At 62.4% G+C, this 22,620-nt stretch carries 21 protein-coding genes and 1 other RNA gene; 15 read left to right on the top strand and 7 right to left on the bottom strand.

The features are described from left to right. Window positions 1-136: 136 nt before the first annotated feature. The 3 genes from ACWCOO_RS08050 to ACWCOO_RS08040 are packed head-to-tail and all read right to left on the bottom strand — an operon-like array spanning window position 137 to window position 3,767. Window positions 137-1,942, bottom strand: a complete 1,806-nt coding sequence (locus tag ACWCOO_RS08050) for an ABC transporter ATP-binding protein (protein WP_446830476.1) — start codon at window positions 1,940-1,942, stop codon at window positions 137-139. Beyond that, window positions 1,939-2,847: an ABC transporter permease gene (locus ACWCOO_RS08045; protein ID WP_446830475.1), complete on the bottom strand. Its 909-nt coding sequence runs from the start codon at window positions 2,845-2,847 to the stop codon at window positions 1,939-1,941. Before ACWCOO_RS08045 ends, ACWCOO_RS08050 begins: the two co-directional genes overlap by 4 nt. After that, entirely contained in the window at window positions 2,844-3,767 is a 924-nt protein-coding gene (locus ACWCOO_RS08040; protein ID WP_446830474.1) for an ABC transporter permease, read from the bottom strand. Before ACWCOO_RS08040 ends, ACWCOO_RS08045 begins: the two co-directional genes overlap by 4 nt. Window positions 3,768-4,042: 275 nt before the next feature. On the opposite strand from ACWCOO_RS08040, the gene ACWCOO_RS08035 reads away from it, so the two are divergent. Continuing rightward, window positions 4,043-5,113 carry a DUF1838 family protein gene (locus ACWCOO_RS08035; protein ID WP_446830473.1) on the top strand — a complete coding sequence of 357 codons (1,071 nt, stop codon included), beginning with the start codon at window positions 4,043-4,045 and terminating at the stop codon, window positions 5,111-5,113. 66 nt (window positions 5,114-5,179) lie between these two features. On the opposite strand, the gene ACWCOO_RS08030 is transcribed toward ACWCOO_RS08035, so the two are convergent. Next, window positions 5,180-6,097, bottom strand: coding sequence for a cation diffusion facilitator family transporter (locus ACWCOO_RS08030; protein WP_446830472.1), 918 nt, complete (start codon window positions 6,095-6,097; stop codon window positions 5,180-5,182). An 88-nt stretch (window positions 6,098-6,185) separates the two neighbouring features. Here ACWCOO_RS08030 and ssrA point away from each other — a divergent pair. The 6 genes from ssrA to ACWCOO_RS08000 all read left to right on the top strand — a co-directional run bounded on the left by ssrA (window position 6,186) and on the right by ACWCOO_RS08000 (window position 12,443). Beyond that, window positions 6,186-6,537: a transfer-messenger RNA gene (gene ssrA, locus ACWCOO_RS08025) on the top strand. Between the two features lie 112 nt (window positions 6,538-6,649). Then, window positions 6,650-9,106, top strand: a complete 2,457-nt coding sequence (locus tag ACWCOO_RS08020; protein WP_446830471.1) for a heavy metal translocating P-type ATPase — start codon at window positions 6,650-6,652, stop codon at window positions 9,104-9,106. 60 nt (window positions 9,107-9,166) lie between these two features. Further along, on the top strand, window positions 9,167-9,502 hold the full coding sequence (locus ACWCOO_RS08015) for a heavy-metal-associated domain-containing protein (protein ID WP_446830470.1): 336 nt from the start codon (window positions 9,167-9,169) through the stop codon (window positions 9,500-9,502). A gap of 122 nt (window positions 9,503-9,624) precedes the next feature. Continuing rightward, entirely contained in the window at window positions 9,625-9,846 is a 222-nt protein-coding gene (locus ACWCOO_RS08010) for a hypothetical protein (protein WP_446830469.1), read from the top strand. Window positions 9,847-9,852: 6 nt separating this feature from the next. Then, complete coding sequence (locus tag ACWCOO_RS08005; RefSeq protein ID WP_446830468.1) at window positions 9,853-11,730, top strand: copper resistance system multicopper oxidase; 1,878 nt, start codon at window positions 9,853-9,855, stop codon at window positions 11,728-11,730. Next, entirely contained in the window at window positions 11,727-12,443 is a 717-nt protein-coding gene (locus ACWCOO_RS08000) for a copper resistance protein B (protein ID WP_446830467.1), read from the top strand. Before ACWCOO_RS08005 ends, ACWCOO_RS08000 begins: the two co-directional genes overlap by 4 nt. A gap of 65 nt (window positions 12,444-12,508) precedes the next feature. On the opposite strand, the gene ACWCOO_RS07995 is transcribed toward ACWCOO_RS08000, so the two are convergent. The 3 genes from ACWCOO_RS07995 to ACWCOO_RS07985 all read right to left on the bottom strand — a co-directional run bounded on the left by ACWCOO_RS07995 (window position 12,509) and on the right by ACWCOO_RS07985 (window position 14,927). Further along, window positions 12,509-13,297, bottom strand: coding sequence for a nucleotidyl transferase AbiEii/AbiGii toxin family protein (locus ACWCOO_RS07995; RefSeq protein ID WP_446830466.1), 789 nt, complete (start codon window positions 13,295-13,297; stop codon window positions 12,509-12,511). Window positions 13,298-13,368: 71 nt separating this feature from the next. Continuing rightward, window positions 13,369-14,127: a type IV toxin-antitoxin system AbiEi family antitoxin domain-containing protein gene (locus tag ACWCOO_RS07990; protein WP_446830465.1), complete on the bottom strand. Its 759-nt coding sequence runs from the start codon at window positions 14,125-14,127 to the stop codon at window positions 13,369-13,371. A 143-nt stretch (window positions 14,128-14,270) separates the two neighbouring features. Beyond that, a complete protein-coding gene (locus ACWCOO_RS07985) occupies window positions 14,271-14,927 on the bottom strand; it encodes a hypothetical protein (RefSeq protein ID WP_446830464.1) in 657 nt (218 codons plus the stop codon). A 104-nt stretch (window positions 14,928-15,031) separates the two neighbouring features. Here ACWCOO_RS07985 and ACWCOO_RS07980 point away from each other — a divergent pair, with 104 nt between their 5' ends. The 8 genes from ACWCOO_RS07980 (at window position 15,032) to ACWCOO_RS07945 (ending at window position 22,267) form a co-directional block, all read left to right on the top strand. Then, window positions 15,032-16,078 (top strand): alpha/beta hydrolase family protein, encoded by a 1,047-nt coding sequence (locus ACWCOO_RS07980; RefSeq protein WP_446830463.1) that lies wholly within the window; start codon window positions 15,032-15,034, stop codon window positions 16,076-16,078. Between the two features lie 75 nt (window positions 16,079-16,153). After that, a complete protein-coding gene (locus ACWCOO_RS07975; protein WP_446830462.1) occupies window positions 16,154-17,197 on the top strand; it encodes an amidohydrolase family protein in 1,044 nt (347 codons plus the stop codon). Next, complete coding sequence (locus tag ACWCOO_RS07970) at window positions 17,194-17,826, top strand: hypothetical protein (RefSeq protein WP_446830461.1); 633 nt, start codon at window positions 17,194-17,196, stop codon at window positions 17,824-17,826. Before ACWCOO_RS07975 ends, ACWCOO_RS07970 begins: the two co-directional genes overlap by 4 nt. Window positions 17,827-17,981: 155 nt before the next feature. Continuing rightward, window positions 17,982-18,806, top strand: coding sequence for a TIGR04255 family protein (locus ACWCOO_RS07965; protein WP_446830460.1), 825 nt, complete (start codon window positions 17,982-17,984; stop codon window positions 18,804-18,806). A 242-nt stretch (window positions 18,807-19,048) separates the two neighbouring features. Then, on the top strand, window positions 19,049-19,486 hold the full coding sequence (locus ACWCOO_RS07960; protein WP_446830459.1) for a helix-turn-helix domain-containing protein: 438 nt from the start codon (window positions 19,049-19,051) through the stop codon (window positions 19,484-19,486). Window positions 19,487-19,495: 9 nt separating this feature from the next. After that, window positions 19,496-20,392 (top strand): hypothetical protein, encoded by an 897-nt coding sequence (locus ACWCOO_RS07955; RefSeq protein ID WP_446830458.1) that lies wholly within the window; start codon window positions 19,496-19,498, stop codon window positions 20,390-20,392. A 54-nt stretch (window positions 20,393-20,446) separates the two neighbouring features. Next, window positions 20,447-20,728, top strand: a complete 282-nt coding sequence (locus tag ACWCOO_RS07950) for a hypothetical protein (protein ID WP_446830457.1) — start codon at window positions 20,447-20,449, stop codon at window positions 20,726-20,728. 354 nt (window positions 20,729-21,082) lie between these two features. After that, window positions 21,083-22,267 carry an ATP-binding protein gene (locus tag ACWCOO_RS07945; RefSeq protein WP_446830456.1) on the top strand — a complete coding sequence of 395 codons (1,185 nt, stop codon included), beginning with the start codon at window positions 21,083-21,085 and terminating at the stop codon, window positions 22,265-22,267. The last annotated feature ends 353 nt before the right edge of the window (window positions 22,268-22,620 follow it).

Here is a 22,620-nt window from a genome sequence, read left to right as displayed (position 1 = left end):
TCTCCTGTCCTTGCCGGCGGCCATCGGGTGTGCGTGAAGCCGCATTGTACGTTCGCCCCTGGTCGATAAATTGCTCGCCCATACGCATATCCCGCACCGCGGCGTTGTTGTAGAACCCGCCACCAAGTCCGCATGCTCAGACGTGATGGCAGGCCACCTGCGTACCGTTGTCCAGGGGCCGCAATTGCGGTTCTTCCCTGGCGCAGAGTTCCGTCGCCAAGCGGCAGCGGGTGCGGAACACGCAACCGGAAGGCGGGTTGGCCGGAGAGGGCGCCTCGCCGCGCAGAATGATTCGCTCCGCCTGTCCCGGGCTCTTGAAATCCGGCGCCGGAATCGCGCTGATAAGCGCCTGCGTGTAGGGATGGGAAGGCGCATCGAACAGCTCGTCACAGCCGGCGATTTCCACGAAATGACCGAGGTACATGACCAGAACCCGGCTGCACAGCACCCGTACCACCGACAAGTCGTGGCTTATGAAGATCACCGAAACCCGGTGTTTCTTCTGCAGCTTGCGCAGCAGGCTGATCACTTGCCGGCGGGTGGCCAGGTCCAGCGCACTGACCGGTTCGTCGCAGATCACCAGTTTGGGTTTGAGGATCATCGCCCTGGCAATGCTCACCCGCTGGCATTGGCCGCCGCTGAACTCATGCGGGTAACGATTGCGATACGCGCTGTCCAGGCCCACGTCGCGCATCGCGCTCGTCACCGCGGCGTCGCGCTCCCGGCGGCTCATTTCCGGGTGAAAGCGCCGCAAGGGCTCGGCGATGATGCTGCCCACGGTCATGCGCGGGTTGAGGCTGGACAGGGGGTCCTGAAAAACCACGCCCAGATCGCGCCGCCGCTCGTCCATCGCCTTGCGGCTCAGCCGGGCCAGGTCTTCCCCCTGCCAGACGATGCGCCCTCCGCTGGCGCCGACGAGTTGCAGGATGGCCCGCGAGAGCGTCGATTTTCCGCAACCGGACTCTCCCACTATGCCCACGGTTTCCCCTTCCTCAATCGACAAGGAAACGCCGTCCACGGCCTTCAGCGGTACGCTTGCCGAGCGCATGCCGGCCCGCGCGCGGATCGGGAAATGCACTTTAAGGTCTTCAACGCGCAGCAGTTCCTGCTCCGGCGCGGGGGTCGCACCCGGCGGCTTTTCGGGAGCCTGGCTAAGGTCGCCGGGCGCGCCGGGCAGGGCCTCCAGCAGCGCCCGCGTGGAAGGGTGTTTCGGTGCGCGGAACAGCGCTTCTATCGCGCCCCGTTCCACGATGCGGCCGTCGTGCATCACCAGCACCTTGTTGCAGAGTCCGGCCACCACGCCCAGGTCATGCGTGATGATCAGGATGGTTGCGCGCTTCCTCAGCGCCCGCAGCAAGTCCAGAATCTGCGCCTGAATGGTCAGGTCCAGCGCCGTGGTCGGTTCGTCGGCGATCAGCAGGTCGGGTTCGCACAGCAGCGCCTGGGCGATCATCACCCGTTGCCGCTGGCCCCCGGACAACTCGTGGGGATACAAGCCGAAGCGGCGTTCCGGCTCGGGAATCTGCACGAGTCGAAGCGCTTCCAGCGCCTGCGCCCGTGCTTCCTGCCGGGTCATGCCGGAGTGCCGATGCAGCACTTCGCACAGTTGCGCGCCGATACGCATGAACGGAGTCAGTGACGTCATCGGGTCCTGGAAGATCATCGAAATCTTGCGACCCCGAATCCGGTTGAGTTGAGCGCGCGGTGCGTTGAGGATTTCCTGACCCTTGAACTTAACGCTGCCGCTGGCGGCGGCGTTGTCGGCCAGCAGGCCCATCAGCGCCATCGCGGTCTGGGTTTTGCCGGAACCGGACGCGCCCACGATGCCCACGCAATCGCCCTTCGTCACCTCGAAATCCACGCCTTTCACCGCATGCACCTCGCCGGTGTGCGTCTCAAAGCGCACGCGCAGGTTTTCGCAGGCCAGCAGCGGCGCGCTCATCGCGTCCGGCTCTTGGGGTCCAGCGCGTCGCGCAGGCCATCGCCGATGAAGTTGAAGCAGAACAGCGTGATGACCAGAAAGGCGGCAGGAATCACCAGCAGCCAGGGCGCCGTGCCGAGTTCGTCGGCGCCCTGCGAGATCAGGCGGCCCCAACTCGTGAACGGCTCCTGCACGCCCAGCCCGAGGAAGCTCAGGTAGCTTTCGACGATGATGTTGATGGGGATCAGGAGCGTCACATAGACGATAACCGGGCCGATCACGTTGGGGATGATGTATTTCATCAATACCGTGGGGGTGGACAAGCCCAGGGCCAGTGCGGATTCCACGTATTCCTTGTTCTTGATCGAGAGCGTCTGCCCATGCACGATGCGGGCCAGGGTCAGCCATTCCACGGCCCCTATGCAAAGGAAGATGAGCAGGAAACTGTTGCCGAACACGGTCACCAGGATGATCACGAAGAACAGCGCCGGCAGGGAATAGAGCACATCGACGAGCCGCATCATCACGTCGCCCAGGGTGCCGCCCCGGTAGCCCGCTATGGCGCCGTAGAGCACACCGATCACCAGCGCGACCAAAGTCGTGAGGACGCCGATGGCGAGGGAAATCCTGGCCCCGTAGAAGGTGCGCGAAAACATATCGCGCCCATTCACGTCGGTGCCGAACCAGAGGTAGTTGTCGATGGTGGGCGGCGACTCCAGGTAGTCCCAGTTCACCTCGTCGAGGCTGTTCGGCCAGAATTCGGGCACCGCGATGGCCAACAGCGTTATTGCGCCCAGTATCCACGCGCCGGCCACTGCCGCGCGGTGGCGCCGGAAGCGGGACATGGCGTCCCGCCACGGGGAGCGGCTGGGCGCGGCCTGGGCGGCGCCGGGGGATTCGTTGTGGCTTGCCGAGACTCTGCTCACTGCGGACGCGCCCGGGGGTCGAGGTAGCCGTAGATGATGTCGGCCAGCAGGTTCAGCAGCAGGATTAGCGTGGCGTAAACGATCACTATCCCCAAGATCAGCGAATAGTCGCGGTTCAGCGCGCCTTCCACGAAGGCCCGCCCGATGCCCGGCAGGCCGAATATCGTCTCGATCACCACCGAACCGGTCATCGCGCCGGCAATGGCCGGCCCGAGGTAACTGACCACCGGTGTGCAGGCCGGCCGCAAGACGTGCCGCGCGATCACCTTCCATTCCGGCAGTCCCTTGGCGCGCGCGGTGCGCACATGGTTGGCGCTGAGCGATTCGAGCATCGAGCCACGCGTGATGCGCGCGATACCGGCAATGGTGGGCAAGGCCAGCGCCGTCACCGGCAGGATGATGTGCGCGAACTGGCCGTTGTTCCAGCCGGAAAGGGGCAGCCAGCCCAGATAGAGGCCGAAGAAAAGGGTCAGCAGCGGCGCGGTAACGAAAGTAGGGATGGCCACGCCCATGGTGGCGACCGCCATGACCGTGAAATCCAGCGCCGAGTTCTTGCGCAGCGCCGCCACAATGCCGCACAACATCCCGGCGAAAAGCCCCACGGCGATGGCCGTCAGCCCGAGTTGCGCGCTTACCGGCAGCCCCTCGGCAATGAGCTCGGCCACGTTCCGGTCCCGGTAGGCCAGCGATGGGCCGAGGTCGCCGCTGGCCAGCCGCCGCAGGTAGGCGCCATATTGTTCGAGCAGCGGTTTGTCGAGATCGTAGGCCTTGCGCAGGTTTTCGGCAGCCACGGGGTCGAGGTCGGGGATCAGGTCGAAGGGCCCGCCCGGTGCGACGCGAATCAGGAAAAAAGAGGCCGTGATGATGACCAGCAGCGTGGGCACGGCCACCACCAGCCTGCGCAGCGCGTAGCTCAGCATGCCGCTATCGAACTTCGGCCGGGCTGGCCCGGCAGGAATTTGCAGTTTTGTCAATCATGCACGCGGGTTGCAGGGAGATTTCCGACGGCGGTCAAAGGTAAAACGAAACCACTGCGTCCGCAAGGCAATCTCGTATTGCGTTGCGCGCACCGAGCATCGCGGTAAGCGCCAACCGTTATGGGTTAAGGTCAGGCGTTAATATCCTTGCGGAACGGGGCGTGCGTGTATGCGAAGGCGAACGCCATCTTGCCGTTGGCCACGAGGAGGGGGAAGTCATGTTGTTGAGTACGATGCTGGAAAGCGCGGTGAGTCGGCGCAGCCTGTTGGGCGGCGCACTGGGCGGCTTGACGGCGGCCGGACTGGCCGCCTGCGGGGCGCCCGGCGGGAACCAGGAAACCGCCGAAAATGCCGCTGCGGGCGCGGCTGGCACTGCCGGCGGCGGCGCAAGCGGTCTGGATTTGAGCAATCCGGCCGACAACCTCTATGCCTTCGGCAAGATCTGGGGCACTTACGCCGACAAGCCGATCTACAGCGGCTACCAGGGCGTGCAGTTCGCGCGCATCGGCGTGAACAAGCTGACGCCCCTGTTCGGTTATGTGGGCTGCGGCAACATCCAGTGCCGCATCGACGACAGCGGCCACCTCTGGCTGCGCGGCACCGAAGCCGGCTATTTCACCGACCTCGCCAGCGGCGAGATCATCGACTACTGGGACAATCCCTACAGCGGCGAACGGGTGGAAGTGTTCCCGTTCTTCAACGACCGCTTCCGCGGCCGGCTCACCGAGGAAATGCCGCGCTTTTCGATGGGCAACGCGCCGGACGACAACACGCTGATGAACGCCGCCGACGCCAGGATGGACGAATCCGGCACGATCCCGTTCATCCTGCCTTTTCAGAAGTTCCACGACCAATACCTGCTGGCCTGGGAGTACGCCCACGAGTACACCAATCCGGTAACGCCGGAAGGCTGGCCGAAGGCTTCCACCGGCCCGAAAATCAATCCTTCGGAGCACTTCATCTTCTATATACCGGCAGCGGAACTCGAGGACCGCAGTGTGCCCTCGGCGCGCTTTCACGGCGGATTCATGCGCACTTCGCCCTGGTGGCCATGGATGCGCATGGGCTTGACGGAAGTGCGCGACGGCGCCTTGTTCGGCCGCATGCACAGCTTCAAGATTTCCGGGCAGCTCGACAACATCCCGCGCGTCGTGCTGGAGCGCCTGGAGCGCGATAAGCCGGAACTTCTGGAACCGCAGACCGACTGGGCCGCCCTGCAGCCGCGCGGCACCTGGGAAGCATTTGCCGAGCAAGTGCCGCCCGAAGTGGGAGCCGCGTCTGACGCCTGAGGCGGAGCAGGCGGCGCGGGCCGGCTGCGTGTTCCTCGCCGGCCGCGTGTCCCTCGCCGGCGCCGCTCAGGCGCGTTTGAATTCATGCCGCCGGGCGTGGTAGCCCTGCGGGTCCGGATGCAGCAGCAACTCGCAGTCCGGGAATTCGGCCTGAATGCTGTGCTCGATTTCGTCGAGGATCTCGTGGGCCTCCTGCAGACGTAGCTCGGCGTCCAGCAGCACGTGAAACTGCACGATGTAGTTGGAGCCGCCGTGCCGGGTCTTGAGATCGTGGATTTCGATCACTTGGGGATGACTCTCGGCCAGGCTGGCGATCCGGTCGCGGTCTTTCTGCGGCAATTCGCGGTCCATGAGGATGTCCAGTGCCTGCTTGCCGATCTTCCACACGCCATAGAGCAAGTAGGCGCTGACCGCCGCCGCCACCAGCGGATCGGCCAGCCGGCCAAATCGCCAGGCCGACACCGCGATAGCCGCCGCCACGCCCAGATTGATCACAAGATCGGTCTTGTAGTGCATGGCGTCGGCCTCGATAGCCGCCGAACCCGTGCGCAGCCGCACATGCCGCTGGATGCTCACGAGCACGAGCGTGAGCGCCGCCGAGACCAGCATTACCGTTATGCCCAGCGGAGCTTGTTCGATTGCCGCAGGGTTCAATAGGCGTTCTATTGTCTCCATGAGCACATACACCGCGGAAGCGGTGATGATCAGGGACTGCGCAAGCGCCGCCAGACCTTCCACCTTGCCGTGCCCGAAGCGGTGCTCGTGGTCGGCAGGCTTCAGGGATACGCGCACCGCAAAGAACGTGATCAGCGACGCCAGCACATCCAGCCCCGAGTCCGCAAGCGAGCTCAGCAACGACACCGAATCCGTTATCCGCCATGCCCAGGCCTTGATCGCCACCAGGATCGCCGCGGTGATGACCGATGCATAGGTCGCCAGCTTGAGCAGGCGGCCACGTTCGGCGCCGGTCGCGTGTTTGCTCATCGATTCTTCAAGGTGGCCGCCAGAGATTTGGGGAAAGCGCAAGCCGCATGCGCAGCCGCGGCATTTCCACGTAGAATACTCCACCTAAGGGGGCGACATGGCTTCGACGTGGGCCGTGACACCCTTGGTGTGCATGCCGAGGCGCAGGGTTCCTCGTAAATCCGCCTGCAAAACCAATAGTTGCCAACGACGACAACTACGCTCTGGCGGCTTGACCGCCAGCGTTCCTGCCAGGATTGCCTGTGGCCCGGTTGGAACGTCGCTTGCACAGGATCGCCCGCGTAACCGGCCGGTGGCCGCGGGTTAAGAGCTAGCCGGTCAAAACGGCGATGCCAGCCTGCCCGTCGGGGTATCGCCGCACTCAAGACGCGGCTAAGCATGTAGAGCGCCTCGGGCAGTAGCGCTTGCGGACGCGGGTTCGATTCCCGCCGCCTCCACCAGCACGTTTGATGCTAATATCCGGGCGCGGGCGTGTATTCGAACCGGCCCTTGCACGATTTTGTGCAAGCGCCTTTGCGCCGGCGGACATTGAGAGCGAGAAAGCCAAACCGCATGGAACAAGAAGCGCAGCGCCCGGCCGAGCAACAGGGGCCGGACACACAACGGCTCGATCTGGTTGTTGAGGGGATGACCTGCAGTGCCTGCTCGGCTCGCCTTGAGAAGGTGCTGAACAACACCGACGGCATCAAGCAAGCGACCGTGAGCCTGGCACTCGAACGGGCGATTCTGCATATCGATCTGGCGCACATCGACATCAAGGGCTCCATAGAAGCCGTGCGCCGGTGCGGTTTCCGCGTGGGGACCGAAATCGGTGAATATCATGTCGAAAACCTGGGCGCGGAGCAGGTGGCCGAGCGGGTTTCCGATGCTCTCGCTTCCGTGCCCGGCGTGATCGACATCGAGTTCGACACGCAACAGGAACAGCTTCGGATTACGGTGGCTTCCTCGATGGCCGTGGACGCCGCGCTGATTGAGCGCGCCCGGGTGGCGGGCTTCGAACTGGTGCCCTCCGAGCTTGTCGTCGATGAGGAAGGCAAGCAGCAGGCGGCCCGCGAGCCGGAACACATTCGGCGCGAGCGGCGGGCGATTTTCGCAGCAATCGCGTTGACGACACCCTTTCTGCTGCAGATGGTCGTCATGTTTGCCTTCGGCGAAACGGCCATGCATCTACACATGCCTCCCTGGTTCGAGTTGGTGTTGGCCATTCCCATCCAATTCGTGCTCGGCTGGCGCTTCTACCGCGGCGCTTTCAATTCCCTGCGCGGCGGTGGCGCCAATATGGACGTGCTTGTGGCCATGGGCACCTCGGCGGCGTTTGCCTACAGCCTATACATGCTCATCAGCTTGGGGGCGGCATCCAGGGGGCAGCTCTTCTTCGAGGCCTCCGCGATGATCATCACCCTGGTGATGATCGGCAAGTATTTCGAGGCGCGGGCCAAGCGCGGCGCGGCGGCGGCGATTCAGGAACTGATGGCCCTGCAGCCGGACACCGCCTTGGTGCGTTTGCCGAACGGCGATGTCGAAGAACGCCGCGGCAGCTTGCTGGCCCTCGGTGATGTCATCGTCTGCCGTCCGGGCGACCGCATCGCCGCCGATGGCGTAATCGTTCGCGGCGAAGCCGAGCTGGACGAATCGCTGCTTACGGGCGAGAGCAATCCTGTGCCCAAGGGCGAAGGCGACAAGGTGATCGCGGGCGCCATCAACGCGGACGGCTTCATTGATGTCGAAGTCACCGCGGTGGCCGGCGATTCCACCCTGGCGCGCATGATCAAGCTGGTCGAGGACGCCCAGATCAGCAAACCCGCGGTACAGCGCCTGGTCGATAGGGTCAGTGCCGTTTTCGTACCGGTGGTGGTGAGCATTGCGATCGTTACCTTCGTTGGCTGGCTGTTGAGCGGCGCGGAGTTGGGGCAGGCGGTGCTCAGCGCGGCAGCGGTACTGGTAATCGCCTGTCCATGCGCGCTCGGACTTGCAACGCCCACCGCCATCATGACCGGCTCGAGCGCGGCCGCCCGCGCCGGGATACTGATCAAGGACACGGCTACCCTGGAACGGGCGCACAGCATCGATCACGTGGTTTTCGACAAGACCGGCACCTTGACGCAAGGCAAGCCGTCAGTGGCTGAAACCGAGCTCATGGCCGGCCTGACGGAGGACGAGGTCCTGCGCATTGCCGCATCGCTGCAGCAAGGCAGCGAACATCCTATCGCCCTGGCTTTCCGCGAGGAAGTGGAGCGGCGCGGCATTGCGCTTGATGATATCGACCGCTTCAAGAACAGCGTCTCCCGCGGGATCGAGGCGGATATCGGCGGCGTGCGCTACCTGGTGGGCAACGACCGCCTGTATCGCGACAAGGGGCTGGACCCGCCGCCGCGCGAACTGGAAAGGGGCGGTACCGAAGTGTGGTTGGGCGTGAGTCTGGAAGGCGGCGATGCGCTGCTGGCCCGCTTCGAGCTGGTTGACGAGCTGCGCCCCACTGCCAAGGCGGCGGTAAGCAATCTCGACAAGCTGGGCATCGCTCCGATGCTGGTGTCCGGCGATGCCAATTCGGTTGCGGAGCGTGTGGGCGCCGACCTCGGCATAAAGCCCGACATGATTTACGGTCAAGCCAAGCCCGAGGACAAGGCGCGCATCATTGCCGAGCTTGCCGACGACGGCGCCCAGGTGGGCATGGTGGGCGATGGCGTGAACGACGCGCCGGCACTGGCGCAGGCGTCCGTGGGCATTGCGCTTGGAACGGGCACCGGCGTGGCTATGGAAACGGCCGCCGTTACGCTGATGCGTCCGGACCCGCGTCTGGTCGCCAGCGCCATCGATATCAGCAAGCGCACTTTCCGCAAGATCAAGCAGAACCTGTTTTGGGCCTTCATCTACAATGTCGTGGGGCTGCCGCTTGCCGCTTTCGGCTTCCTGAGCCCCACTCTGGCTGGCGCCGCGATGGCGTTTTCGAGCGTCAGCGTGGTCAGCAACTCTCTCACGCTGCGCCGCTGGCGGGCCAACCTGGCCTGAGGGCGGAGCGGCGTTTTTCGTCGATTACCTTTACATCCACCAGCTAAGGAGGAAATCAGAATGAGTGAAATGGCAATGAAGGTGACCGGAATGTCATGTTCCGGATGTTCAAGCACCGTGCAGGGCCTGATTGCGGGTTTGGCCGGCGTTAGCGGCGCCGAGGTCGATCTCGCGACCGGCGCCACCACCGTAACGCACGACGGCAGCGTGGCGGAGGAAACGGTTTATGGCGCCATTCGAGATGCGGGATTCGGCGTGTCCACCTGCGGCAACGAGACCTGTGTATGCGCCAACTGTCACTGCAACCCGTGCCAGTGCGCCAAAGGCGCTGGTGCAAGCGCGAACGCAGCCTGCAAGTGCACGAATTGCCAATGCGATCCTTGCGTCTGTAATTGATGCCGAGGCTAGGCACATCTGAGCCCACCCACTCCAAGCGGCGTGGATGGGCTCGGTGGGCCCGGGGAGTGGACAGCAAGCGGATACTCCCGGCAACGAAGGAAATCGGGAGTACCTAAACCATGTTCGGAAAAGTCTATAGAATCATCTGGCCGTTCGTTTTCTTTGGATTCGGCATCTATGCCTTGATATCCGACGGCGGCGGCCATGCCCATCACGGTGGCGGCGGCGGACCGGAGGTGCTGGGCATAAGTCTGCACACGCTTATGTGGTTCCTCATGGGCTTGGCCCACGCGGACGCGCTGTTCGGAGCGCACGGACCCCATCGGGGTAGCGGGTCCTAGCGTCTCTTGGCAGTTGACCGCCGCAAGTTCGTCCAGGCCGCCTCGCTCGCCGGGGCGGCAGCAGCGATTAATGCGCCGCTGGCGGCTTGGGCCCGCTCCGGAGTGCGCAACGGCGTTGCCGGAATTCGCGCAATGTCCGGGACCGAATTCGACCTTGAAATACAGCGCGCGGACGTAGCTATAGACGGGGAAGCGGGTGCTGCGATCCTTATCAACGGACAACTGCCGGCCCCACTGATTCGCTGGCGCGAGGGCGACGAGATCACGATGCGGGTGACCAATCACCTGCACGCCTACACATCCATACACTGGCATGGTATTTTGCTGCCGCCCGAAATGGACGGGGTGCCGGGCCTTTCGTTCCCCGGCATTGCGCCCGGCGAAACCTTCGAATATCGATTCCCCATAATGCAGGCCGGCACCTATTGGTACCACAGCCACTCGGGACTGCAGGAACAACTCGGTCACTACGGCCCGATCGTGATCGAAGCCAAGAACGACCCGGTCGCCTTCGACCGCGAGTATGTCGTGGTGCTGTCGGACTGGACCTTCGAGAATCCGCACCAGTTGTTCGCCAAGCTCAAGAAGAAGAGCAACGTTTACAACCGCCAGCGCCGAACGCTGGCCGACCTGTTCGGCGACATCGGCCGGCAAGGTGTGCGGGCGACCTTGTCCGAGCGGAATATGTGGGGACGCATGCGCATGGACCCCACCGATCTGTCCGACGTTACCGCCGCCACTTATCGCTACCTGGTGAACGGACACGGTGTGCAGGACAACTGGACGGGTTTGTTCGAGCCCGGCGAGCGGGTGCGGCTGCGCTTCGTGAACGCCGCCGCCATGACTATTTTCAACGTGCGCATCGACGGCTTGCCGATGACGCTAGTGCAAAGCGACGGGTTGGATGTGCAGCCATTGGAGATCGACGAGTTTCAGATCGGCGTGGCCGAAACCTTCGATGTGGTGGTCAGGCCCGAGCGCGAGGCCTACACGCTCATCGCCGAGACCAACGATCGCAGCGGCTTTGCGCGCGCCACGCTGGCCGTGCGCGAAGGACTGAGCGCTGCGGTGCCGCCGCTACGCCCACGCCCCTTGCTCACGATGCGCGACATGGCCATGGCGCACGATGCGGAGGGCGGTCACGGCGGTCACGGTGGGCATAGCGGGCATCAGTCCAGCCACGGCGCGCACCAGGACAGCCACAGCGGCCATCAGGGCGGCCACAGCGGTCATCAAGGCGGCCACGGTGGTCATCAGTCCGGCCATAGCGCGGATCAGGGCGGCGGCCACGGGATGCACGGCGGAATGGACCACTCCGGCAGCGCAAGCGCGCCGCGCCAGGAGCATGACCACGTAAAGGGTCCCGGCGTTGTCGGCCTGGCGGACGTGCAGCAAAACCGGCTCCATGAGCCGCCGTTGGGATTGGAAGACGTGCCGCACCGCGTACTGACCTATGCGGACATGAGAAGTCTCGAACCCAACCCCGATACCCGCGAGCCGGAGCGCGAAATCGAGTTGCACCTGACCGGCAACATGGAACGCTACATGTGGTCGTTCGATGGCGTGAAGTTGTCGGAGGCCGACGATCCGATCGTGTTTTACGAAGGCGAACGGCTGCGCGTAACCATGGTGAACGACACCATGATGCCGCACCCCATTCATCTGCACGGCATGTTTTTCGAGCTCGTGAACGGGGGCGGCCCGCACAAGCCGCGCAAGCACACGGTGGTAGTCAAGCCCGGGGAACGCCTGTCCTTCGACGTCACCGCCGATGCGGTAGGGGACTGGGCGTTTCATTGCCATCTCCTCTACCACATGCATGCCGGAATGATGCAGGTGGTTTCCGTGCGTCCGAGAGCGGAAGAATCCGGCAAGCAGGCATGAAATGGCTGCGGTCAGCGGCGTTGGTCTTGGCCGGGTTTGCACTGGCGCCGCAGGCTGATGCGCAACACACCGCGGGAAGTGGGCCGCTGACATTGGCCGAAGCCCGGCAACTGATGCGCGCGGAGCACGGTGGCGGAACCTACTGGAAGCTGGCGGCCGAGCGATTCGAATTCAGCGACGACTCGGGCAAGGCCGGGGTGTGGGACATAGGCAGTTGGTATGGCGGCGACATCCATCGACTGCGCATCGAGACCGAAGGCAAGTACGAGAGCGGAACCCTGGACCACGGCGACCTCCAGGTTTTCTACAGCCGCGCGACCAGCGCATTCTGGGACCTTAAATTCGGGCTGCGGCAGGACCTGGGAGACGAGTCGGACCGCACCTGGGCGGCGGTGGGCGTGGAAGGCATGGCCCCCTTCTGGCTGGAGACCGATGCAGTGCTTTACCTGGGCGAGAACGGCAGCGCCTTCTTCACCTTGGAAGCCGAGTACGAGTTGCTGATCACCCAGCGCTGGATGCTGCTGCCGCGCCTCGAATGGGAGCAGCGGCTATCAGACGGCGGTAACGACGAGTTGTCCAACAGCCTCGCCGTGGGCGCCCGGTTAGGCTTCAACGGCAACCCCCAATTTGCCCCCTATGTGGGCGCTGAGTGGAGCCGCAGCGAAGGCCGCAGCGACACCGCGCTGGTGGCCGGCATCAGGTTCTGGTTCTAGCCGGCAGATTGAGACACGTCAGCGCGCCGACTGCGCATCCTTTCCAGCAAACACGAGCAGGCGGCCTACCACTTGATGCCGAACCTTGCCTTCATCGCGGCTGTGCGTGCCCAAGGTTCCCCCGGAAGCCTATCGACGAGATCAATAAACACGCGTTGAAAGAGCTGGGCTTGTCGCACCGCAGTTAGTGCCTTGGCCTGATTGGCCGGCAGCAGCGGACGAATGTCCATCCAATGCCGTGGGTTTGCCAGCTTCTCGAACATGCGCTGCTGCGCCTGCGCGCGAGAAAGTGTGAGCCCCGATGAGGCCATGTATTTTCGGAATATCTCGACAACTCGATAGATGTCCAGCGGTTCAAACGTAGTCAAGCCGTGAGCCAGATCGTAAAGGTCACGACCTTTGTTCCTTTGCAGAAGCGCCCTGAGCTTGGTCGCCAACATCTCCTCAGGCGAGAACGTGGGAATGTTGGTCTCGCCGGTGAACCACGGGTTCGCTACCTTGAAACTCCTTGTTATTGGCGGGTCGAATGACCTCATTTCGCGCGTGTTGATCTCGAACTTCAAGCGTATCGGTACCGCACTGCCATCCTCGGGGTCAGCGCGGAATCGCAACTTTGGCGCCACCGGACTCTGTGCGAATTGCGCTTTTCCGAGCCATGGTTCAAGCAAGCCCCTGAGCCTGTCGATGATTGGACCGATCGGTCCCTCGGATGTACGAACCAGGTCGATGTCCTCCGAGTAGCGCAACGGGGCAGGGAAGTGCAGCTTGTGCAAAGCAGTTCCGCCGCGAAATCGCAGCGCTTGGCGCATTGACTGATCGCCGAAAATCTCGACCAGCGCCCGGCTGATGATCAAGTCCTGCTCAACCTGCCGGGGTTCCGCCCAAGGGGCTACTTTGGCCCAGGCGATGATGTTCTGGCTGGGGATCAGAGGTCAGGCTCCGGTAAGCGATGAGCGACGATGCGCCACTGCGCATCTCTAAGAAGCGGTGGCGGGGCGCAGTCCGGATCGTGCGCGTTTCGATCGAGATCGATCCAACGCAGCGGTCCCTTGGAGCGCAAGCGGTCCCGCATGCACTTTGCCAAGCGCGTTTCACCGGCGTAATCCAACAGATAGCCGAGCCGTTGCGCAACCGACCGCTCCACGCCGGTCGCCAGCGACGCGAGTTCCTCGGCCTGTATGGCCGGGGCAAGTTCCGCAAGGACCGTAGCCACGCTATCGATACCGCCGGACGCCTGCGGGTAGCGGAGCAGATCCAGCGCAGTCAATGCTGCCGACGAGATCTTCATCATGCCCGTGTCGGTTTTACGATCCTCGACACCCGCGAGTGGCGGTTCCATACCTTTGCGGAAGTAGAACGCAATGAGATGGCGTCCCGCTCTTATCTCAGGCAGCCGCTTTCTGCATACGACTTGAAACTGCATGACGGCCTGATGCGTTGCGCCATGCAGTTCGGCAGCCTTCAGAAGGCCAACATAATAAGCCGTGCCCTCCCAACGCATAAGTTCGTCAATGAACCAGGCTGGCGGAGGTGCGCCCCAACTGGCGTACTGCGGTGGCACAACTACATAGAACCCCTGGCGGACCCTTAGCAGTTTCCGAGATTGCTGCAACCGCTCCGCAGCGTCCAGAAACGACCGGTGCCGAAGGCCCAAGTCGTCTTCCGCCTCGGTGGCAGTAAACACCAATCGACCCTCTGAGACGAGCCGATCAATATAGCGCGACAATGACTGGCGAACGCGAACCATGCTCTATTATCCGTGTTTTACACGGAAAAATGAACACCTTGCGTCCATCGGCCAGAGGCGCTTAAGCCGAAGGCAGGGGGCTACCAGGGTTTGGCGGTTCCCATGTAGGCGGCTATCAGGACCATGGCCAGGATACTGTGGCTGCCCCACTGGGCGCGCCGGACCATGGCGATCAGCTTGTCCGACTCCAGCGGGGCGTCCCCGGCCCGGGAGCCGAAACGAACGGCTTGCGTCTGCCAGCGGATCCAGCCGCTCACCACCAGAACGAGCCCGAACAGCAGTACCTTGGTGGCCAGCCAGTTGGTTTGAATCAAGCCGCTGCCCACAAACCCCACGACTGCGTCATACACGTTGCCCAGCCCGATAAAGATGCGCAGCACGCACTCCGACTTGTAGATGCGCCGGGCCCACCGCGATGTGCCCGCCGTTTCGGACACTACCGCGATGGCCAGCCATATCAGGCCTATCGCCCAAGTCACGTACAGCCCGACATTCGACGTTACGGTATAGACGCCCAGCCCGGCGCCGATTTGCACGCCCAGCGGCAGCATCAGCACCAGCATCACGGCGGAAATCGCGTCCGCGTAGCGCTTCACGCGCAGCGCCAGACTGCGCCCGGCCTCGCTGGCCCCGGGCGCCCGCGCCAAGCGCAGCGCATACATCGCCGGCAGCTCAACGCCGGCGATTACGGCGAACACGATGATGTGCAGAAAATGAAATACGCTATACCCGGTCATGGTTTGCCCCTGCTCCTCATTCGAAGGGCAAGCATAATGCCTGCGCATTCGAGGAGGGCGCGCCGTCCGTTGTAGACTATCTGCTTCAGGGGGGCTCTGAGTTGATGCAGCAACGGGGCTGGGATGTTCACGCTGCCCGCTGCCGACAAGCGGCGGGCCGCGCCGCAGCGTTCGCGATCCTTGGCGCTGCTTTGGTCTGGCCGCCGCTTTCGCAAGCTGCCGGGCCTGCCGGGGCCTACAAGACGGAATCCGGGCCTCACGCTGTGCGGGTGATCGACAATCACGTCCTGCCGGCGGCCGATGGCCAGCGCCGCTTGCGCGCGCGCATCGTATTTCCGGTGGGCGAGGAGAAGGCGCCGCTGGTGATCTTCTCGCATGGTTTCGCCTGCTATCGCGAAAACTACTCGGATTTGACCGACCACTGGGCCTCGCATGGCTACGTGGTGGTGCAGCCCGAACACCCGGATTCGCCAACTTCCGAGCGCCGGCTCAGCGCTGCTGATGCCGCCAACCTCCACCATATCCGCATTTCCGACATTGGACGTGTACTTGATGCGCTGGTTGCACCCGGCCAGGAAATACCGGGACTTGCCGACAGAATCGACTACACCCGGCGCGCGATGGCGGGACATTCGTTCGGCGCGATGATTACGCAGATCATCTGGGGGCAGCCGTTGAGGAACAGCGACGGTACCGGGAGCCTGAGCTACGCGCTGGATTTCGACGCGGCCATCGTCATGAGTGGCCCGGGGCCGATGCCACAGATGGCCGACGGAGCTTTTTCAGAATTGCCCGGGCCACTGCTGGTGACCGGCGGCACTCGCGATACCCGCAACGTGGGCGATGGCGTGATCCAGCCTTGGGAGTGGCGCATGCAGTCGTACGAAGCAAGCCCGCCGGGCCACAAGTACTCGGTGGTACTTGAAGAAGGCGATCATTACCTGGGAGGGCGGATATGCCGCGAGGACCGGGGCGGGCCCGAAAACCGCGGCGGTGCGCAGGACATCGAGGGCGTAACGATCCTGGCCGGCGTGACCACGGCCTTCCTGGATGCCTGGCTGAACAGCGATCCGGCCGCCATAGGGTTTCTGGAGGAATTCGACCAGCATGCGGGGCTGACCAGTGGCCGCGCCCGCTTCGCGCGGAGGTAGCGTGGGAAGGCGCGTGGCCTTCGCCGCATTTCCCTGACCAGCGATCCGAAAGACATCAACGCAGAGGGCAAGACCATGCAGTTTTCCCGTTTCCAGCGAAACACTATTCTCGCCGCCGCGCTGTTCGTCGCCGGATGCTCCGGCGAACCCGAACAGATGGGAGTCGCCGTGCATGGCGAACGGCTGGCGGTGATCGACATGCACCTGCACACCGGAACCTGGGAGGGTTCGCCGCCACGCTTCAGGGAGCGCCTGACGGAGCGCGTGCCCACTGGCTTTAAGTGGACCATGGGAATTTTCATGGACAACCTTCTCACCGGCGAGAGCATTCTCGGTACGCTGGACAACGCCGGCATCAGCGCCGGCGGTGTATTCGCGCTATGGAGTCCGGCCACCACCGGCATAGCCACCAACGATCACGTTGCCGAGCAACTGGCGGTGAATCCCGGGCGCCTGTTCGGTTTTGCCAGCCTGCGTGTCGATCGCTGGAACCTCGATGGCGCGGACCAGTTGCGGCAAATGGAGGACGCGATCAAGCAGCACGGGATGCGCGGCATCAAGATAGCTCACGGCCACCAGCAATTTCGCATGGACGACGAGCGTTTCTATGGCATTTACGAAGTGGCGCAGCGGCAGGGCACACCCGTCTATCTGCATACCGGCACCAGCCCCAACCCGGGCACCCGCACCGAACCGCCGTATTGCGACCCCGCCTACCTGGAGGACGCCATCCAGCGCTATCCCGGCGCCATATTCATTTTGGGGCACTCCGGCTACGACAGCTTCGCGCGGGCGCTCACCTACACCGACTCCGCGATCCGACTGACTGCGCGCTACCCGAACGTGTACCTGGAGCCGGGCGCCCTGGGCGCCGAGCGGGCCGAGCATGTGCTGCACGACTACCTGGAGCGGATTCGCGCGGGTGGCGTGATCGAAAAGTTGCTATACGGCTCCGACGGTCCGCAGTTTCCGGGTTACGTCAAGTCGCACCTTGAAGCGTTCGTGGCGGGGATGCTGGAAGTGGGCTACACGACCGAGGAGATGCGCCTGATCCTCGCCGACAATTTCACGCGCGTGTTCGGGATGCCGAAAATTGTCCTGGAGGGGGAGGGAGCATGAAGGGGCTGCGAATCATGCCGTCCAACCGGCGAATCACGACGGCCAGGCTGGGTATCGTGTTGTACCGTCGAGCTTCCGTTCTTTGCGCGCTTGCACGGCATGCGCTGCGTAAGACGGCGCCATTGGCTGCCGCAGCGCTGTGTGTAGGTTGCAGCGACGCGCCCCCTCCACCGCCGCTGCCCGTGGCCCTCACGGTGGAGATCGCCGCCGCCGGCGACATCGACACCACCGCGACTGTCCATCTTTCCGTTCACCATGCATGGAGCGGCGTAGGCGAGCTGCGCTATCCACTGGAAATTATCGATCGACGGGCAACACAACTGGGCGCCTCGAACTTCAGCTTCGGCTACCCGACCGACAAGGGCGAGGGGTTGCTCGTCTATGCTTGGATCGATACTGACGGCGATGGAATCCACTGCACCCCCACCAGCCGCGGCGATCTGGCCAACCTGGTAGAGATCGCGGAATTTCCCTCGCAGCAGGTATCGGCCTCTCTGATCCTGGAAACCCCCTGCGCAGGCCCGGACTGGTTCTTCCCGGGCCCGGAACCAGCAATGCCGGACCCAGCAGGACCTGAACCAACAGAGTCACAGCCACCAACGCCAGAACCAGCAAGTCCGAGTTCATAAGCGCTACAGGACAGCCCCACATTAGCTCTGTAGTTAGCCGTTGTTTCAACGGTGTTGACAGAGAGGGCATGCGGGATGTGCTTGGCGTTGGGGTTGTTTGGGGACTTGGTTCACATTAAGATTCACACTCTGCTGCAAGGTTTGGACATATAGAGATGCAGGTCGAGCCGATACCGCTGGTAGACATGAGCCCGGCGGAAGTAAGGCTGCCCAATGCCCCCTTGGCACGGGTTATCGCGCAGGTTCGTTTCCCGCCGATACTCTCGATACAGAAAGAAAAGCCGGACAGTGTGGCGGACTTTCAGGAGGCGCTGCGTATCGACTATCCTCACCTGCACAGGGACGAAATCCATTACATCAAAGTCGGAACAGGCAAGCCCAACATTTCCGAACCGGTCATCTGGCGTCTCGCGGATCAATCGGAAGCTCCGAAGTGGCGCGTATCGCTTGGCACGAACTTTATCGCTCTCGAAACATGGAGATATAGCAGCCGTGATGACTTTCTTCGTCGTCTACGAAGGGTGCTCGCTGTTGTCGAGGAGTGCTTTGATCCAGCCGAGGCTCAACGGCTCGGATTGCGATATATCGACCGCCTTCAGGGCGAAGCCGTAAGCAGTATCGGCGAACTTATTCAACCAAGTGTCCTGGGTATTTTGTGGCCAGAAGGAGAGGCGTCCAACGCGCTGCGCGAGGCAACGGCCCATATGGTTACGCAGGCGCAGTTTGTAGCCCAGCAAGGAGAAATAATTCAAGGTCGGTGGGGAACCCTGCCGCCAGGTGCGACCCACGATCCCGATGCACTGCAACCGATACAGGAGCCAAGTTGGGTGTTGGATTTGGACATGTTTTCGCAGAAACCGTTGCCGTTCAATTCGGGTGAGCTGGTTGGCAAAGCGGAAGGTTTTGCGAGGCAAATATATTCTGTGTTCAGATTGATGGTTACCGAGGAATTTCTGATGCATTTCGGGGGCAAGCCGTGATATTGGGAGCAGAGGCATTGATGCTGGGAATGGCTACATCGACGGGAAGAGGAAGCTTCCAATACGGAGCCTTATCCGAAGAGCACCGCCAACCAGCACCTAGAGTCATCTTCCTGCCGGATACTCTCGACGCCTCCCCCACGGCGGTTAGTTACGAAAGAGCTGTGGCTGTGTGGGGAACTTCATCAGGGCCAACAGAATCAACCGGTGCTCGAACTGGTCAGTCGACGGCAGAAGCGATCATGGAACTCCGGCGGCGCTCGGGACTGACATGGGAGTTGCTGAGCGACTTGTTTAATGTTTCGCGTCGCACGATTCATCATTGGGCAAATGGCAAGCCACCCTCGATGGACAACGAAGTCAGTATTCGACGCGCCTTGGACGCTGTTCGGCACCTTGACGAAGGCAGCCAGCGCGCAACCCGCAATCGTCTTCTGGCGACTGTTGCCGGCCAATCACCGTTCGATATGCTAGCTGATGGCCGTTATGGGGAAATTTTGCAGATGGCGCAAGGAGCAGGGGCATCGCTAACTTTCGGGATTCGCCGCGCCGCGCTTTCGGAAGATGAACAGGCTCGTCGCCGCCCGCCGCCGCCGCATCTACTGCTTGAATCCATAGAAGATCGACCGGAGATTCCGGCTGAGGCGGCGAGGATTTTCACCCCGGTGAGAGCAGATTAAGTCAAGGGAATGGCTGGGCAGAACACTGCGGCGAATGCGATTGACGAGAAACTCCAGGATTGGCGTCAGGGGGACGTGTGTCTTGATGTCAGGCTGGATTTCATTCATATGGCGGACTTGTCCGTCCCGCTCAGCGAAGCTTCCAGAGCTGCTTCGAGTGGAAATGAAGGAGAGCGAATCGCCGAAGTTTCCCCCGTAGCTCAGAGGGTTAAAGGCTTTGTAGTGCTGACCCAGACCTGCGACATCGTTCGATCTTGGCGCAAAAGGCCATTTGTCGAAATCGCTCCCTTGGTCCGATTGGACCGCACAAAAGTGGAGGAGATTCGCCGGTTGAAACGGCCCTCGTTCGCCTATGTTTCACGCACGGCTGAAGACGGGCTAGTCGCTGACTTAGACCGAGTGATGACTGTCGAGAAGGCCATTGTGGCGAATTGGATCCGATATCCGGGGTGGGAAACAGATGCGGAGGCTCGGGCGTTTGCTAATGCTATTGCCCGTAAGCGCTCAAGGTTTGCGTTTCCGGACGACTTCGTGCTTGCTGCAGACCGCTTCAGGCGCCACATATTGGACAAGCACAACCGAGTCACGGCAGAAGGTAGTCATTTGAGAGCGCTTAGCGAAATCCGGGTTGGCGCGAAGCCCTCGTGGAGCAACGACGAGGTTGAGGTCACGATCTGGTTCATAATGATTCGCGACCCAGATCATGTCGATCCCGACTGGTCGAGTCTCATAGATAAGTGGCGCGGACTGTTTGATGAATCCGGTCGCTTCCGAATAGAAGCCGCGATCTCGTGTCGATTGGAGGACATTACTGCTCGTGATTACGTCGAAAGCGATGTACTCGACTTGTACGGCCTATCCGTCGAGCGATCCAAACCGCGCACCGCGCTTTCAAGAGACGAGTAGGCTCGACGCCGCCCGACAGCAGGACGGGGGACATCGCCATGAGGGGTAGGGGCAGTGAGTAAGGTCCAGGCGCTGGAGGCCAAGCGGCGGGTTGAGCAGGCGCTGGAAGCGCTCCGGGTTGGCCTCGGCGGCTATGTGCGCAAGCACATGCGTGATCGACACGGCAAGGACTGGCGGCGTTACGCGAGTTGGCGCATGCAGCGGGGCCAGAGCACAAGCGAAAACCATCAAGGCGCTCTAAGACCAGCAGGGCGCAGCGAATGGCTCGGCGCGCCGGTTCAATCCGAGATGTCGAATCGTGGAGAACCGTCCGCGGCGAATCGTCTTCGTCCCTAACGCGAGGTTTGCGAACCTCACGCCGACGTGCTCGAAGCGCGTTTTTCCGATGCCGAGTTTGCAGCGAGCCTGGCTGAGGTGGATCAGGGCCGAGGGTCGGAGGAATATGTCGATCCGGCCGCTTTCTTTCGGATCACTTAAACCACCGAGGGGGTACGGCGCGTCCTGACGGCAGCCGTTCAGCGGCTGTCCGGTAAGGGCGGCGAGCCGGTGATTGGACTCCAGACCAAACGATGCCAGCGATGAACCGGAATCCGAGGCGGCCTTGGCCGCAAGCGAAGCAACGTCCAAGACAGCAGACTATTAGTTAATTGTTGTATATTCTCCTTCAGGACTGCAGATATACAACGTTAAATGCAATCCATGATACCGCGGCCAGCGCTGTTGGACAGGATCAAGCTGGGGCTTTCGGAAGCCCCGGTGGTGGCGCTGCTGGGTGCCCGGCAAGTGGGCAAGACCACGCTGGCGCAGCAAGTGATCGCTTCGTGGCAAGGCCCCGCGACGCTCTTCGACCTGGAGACAGCCACGGCTCGCGAGGCGCTCGAAGCTACTCCGGAGACTCTGCTGCGCAATAGCGAAGGGCTGGTCGTGATCGACGAAGTGCAGCGTCTGCCGGCGCTTTTCGAAACGCTACGCCCGGTTTGCGACGATCCCAACCGCAAGGCGGTATTCCTCTTGCTGGGCAGCGCGTCGCTCGACCTCGTGCGAGGCGTTGCCGAAACGCTGGCGGGAAGGATTCAATTCGTGGATGTCGGCGGCTTTACCCTGGCCGAGGTGGGGCCTTCAAGTCAGCAGAGGTTGTGGTTCCGCGGCGGATTCCCGCGTGCGTTTCTGGCCGCTTCGGAGGCTTCCTGGGCGCGCTGGATGGACGCATTCTCGCGCACGTTTCTGGAACGCGATGTGCCTGGCCTCGGTTCCCGTGTTTCCGCGACTGCTTTGGGCCGATTCTGGCGAATGCTGGCCCACCGGCACGGACAGACATGGAACGCGTCGGAATTGGCGCGCTCGATGGATGTGCGCGAAACGACTGTCAAGCATTATCGTGACTTGTTGGCCGGCGTGTTCATGGCGCGCGTGCTCCCGCCCTGGTTCGAGAATCTTGGGAAACGATTGGTGAAATCTCCCAAGGTGTACTTGCGCGACGCCGGCATTCGGCACCATCTGCTCGGTATTCACAGCGAGCGCGACCTGCCGGCCCATCCCGGCTATGGCGCCAGTTGGGAAGGGTTTGCCCTGGAGCAGACGCTCCTTGCTCACGGCGAGTCGGGCGCGTATTTCTATCGCACGCAACGTGGCGCGGAACTGGACCTCATGCTGTTGCGTGGCAGCCGGCGTTGGGGCTTCGTATTCAAGTGCTCCGACGCACCGCGCACCACGCGGGCCATGCATGTCGTTATGGAAGACCTCAAGCTTGAGCACCTCTGGGCCGTGTATCCGGGCGAACTGAGGTATCCGCTCGGCGACCGCATTACCGCGCTTCCGTTGCGCCTGGTTCACGAGATCGATTTCAGGCCGGAGCAGGTCTCGCTAGGCGCGTGACTTCATGCAGTCTTGGCCTGGCCTGGAGTAGCAGGCGCTGTGAACGACTTGGCGGGATGTTCTGCAAGCCGTTGGGATGCGTCGCACAACTCTAGAGAATTTTGGCAGTACTTTCCCCTAACAGGCGGATTTTGGTGTTATAGTCGCGCCGTAGGTGAGGATGAGTGCGCTTTGGATGCTCCTCAAGAACAGGGCCTATGGGCCTGTATTCGATATTTTCTCGCGGGGGAGGGTACGCCCGCAGGTTCCCTAGTGCCTGACATCAAGCCATCCCGACCAGAGTGAAACAACTCGCGAAATTTGCATTTACGAAGCAAGGTTCGAGAGCCTTGTTGCGCTTAACCGCTGCGCGC

Origin of the sequence: Candidatus Foliamicus sp., assembly GCF_965221325.1 — a bacterium.
In the GTDB taxonomy this organism is placed as follows: domain Bacteria; phylum Pseudomonadota; class Gammaproteobacteria; order Steroidobacterales; family Foliamicaceae; genus Foliamicus.
The sequence above is the reverse complement of the archived record's forward strand: the minus strand, read 5'-3'. Positions and strand labels throughout refer to the sequence as shown.

What these genes read in the sequence shown, in the direction of transcription:
- ACWCOO_RS08020 (WP_446830471.1), top strand. Translation starts at nt 6,650, where the DNA reads ATGGAACAAGAAGCGCAGCGCCCGGCCGAGCAACAGGGGCCGGACACA.
- ACWCOO_RS08030 (WP_446830472.1), bottom strand. Translation starts at nt 6,097, where the DNA reads ATGAGCAAACACGCGACCGGCGCCGAACGTGGCCGCCTGCTCAAGCTG.
- ACWCOO_RS08040 (WP_446830474.1), bottom strand. Translation starts at nt 3,767, where the DNA reads ATGCTGAGCTACGCGCTGCGCAGGCTGGTGGTGGCCGTGCCCACGCTG.
- ACWCOO_RS07955 (WP_446830458.1), top strand. Translation starts at nt 19,496, where the DNA reads ATGGCTGGGCAGAACACTGCGGCGAATGCGATTGACGAGAAACTCCAG.
- ACWCOO_RS07980 (WP_446830463.1), top strand. Translation starts at nt 15,032, where the DNA reads ATGCAGCAACGGGGCTGGGATGTTCACGCTGCCCGCTGCCGACAAGCG.
- ACWCOO_RS07985 (WP_446830464.1), bottom strand. Translation starts at nt 14,927, where the DNA reads ATGACCGGGTATAGCGTATTTCATTTTCTGCACATCATCGTGTTCGCC.
- ACWCOO_RS07970 (WP_446830461.1), top strand. Translation starts at nt 17,194, where the DNA reads ATGAAGGGGCTGCGAATCATGCCGTCCAACCGGCGAATCACGACGGCC.
- ACWCOO_RS07975 (WP_446830462.1), top strand. Translation starts at nt 16,154, where the DNA reads ATGCAGTTTTCCCGTTTCCAGCGAAACACTATTCTCGCCGCCGCGCTG.
- ACWCOO_RS08035 (WP_446830473.1), top strand. Translation starts at nt 4,043, where the DNA reads ATGTTGTTGAGTACGATGCTGGAAAGCGCGGTGAGTCGGCGCAGCCTG.
- ACWCOO_RS07945 (WP_446830456.1), top strand. Translation starts at nt 21,083, where the DNA reads ATGCAATCCATGATACCGCGGCCAGCGCTGTTGGACAGGATCAAGCTG.
- ACWCOO_RS07960 (WP_446830459.1), top strand. Translation starts at nt 19,049, where the DNA reads ATGGAACTCCGGCGGCGCTCGGGACTGACATGGGAGTTGCTGAGCGAC.
- ACWCOO_RS08015 (WP_446830470.1), top strand. Translation starts at nt 9,167, where the DNA reads ATGAGTGAAATGGCAATGAAGGTGACCGGAATGTCATGTTCCGGATGT.
- ACWCOO_RS08050 (WP_446830476.1), bottom strand. Translation starts at nt 1,942, where the DNA reads ATGAGCGCGCCGCTGCTGGCCTGCGAAAACCTGCGCGTGCGCTTTGAG.
- ACWCOO_RS08010 (WP_446830469.1), top strand. Translation starts at nt 9,625, where the DNA reads ATGTTCGGAAAAGTCTATAGAATCATCTGGCCGTTCGTTTTCTTTGGA.
- ACWCOO_RS07965 (WP_446830460.1), top strand. Translation starts at nt 17,982, where the DNA reads ATGCAGGTCGAGCCGATACCGCTGGTAGACATGAGCCCGGCGGAAGTA.
- ACWCOO_RS08000 (WP_446830467.1), top strand. Translation starts at nt 11,727, where the DNA reads ATGAAATGGCTGCGGTCAGCGGCGTTGGTCTTGGCCGGGTTTGCACTG.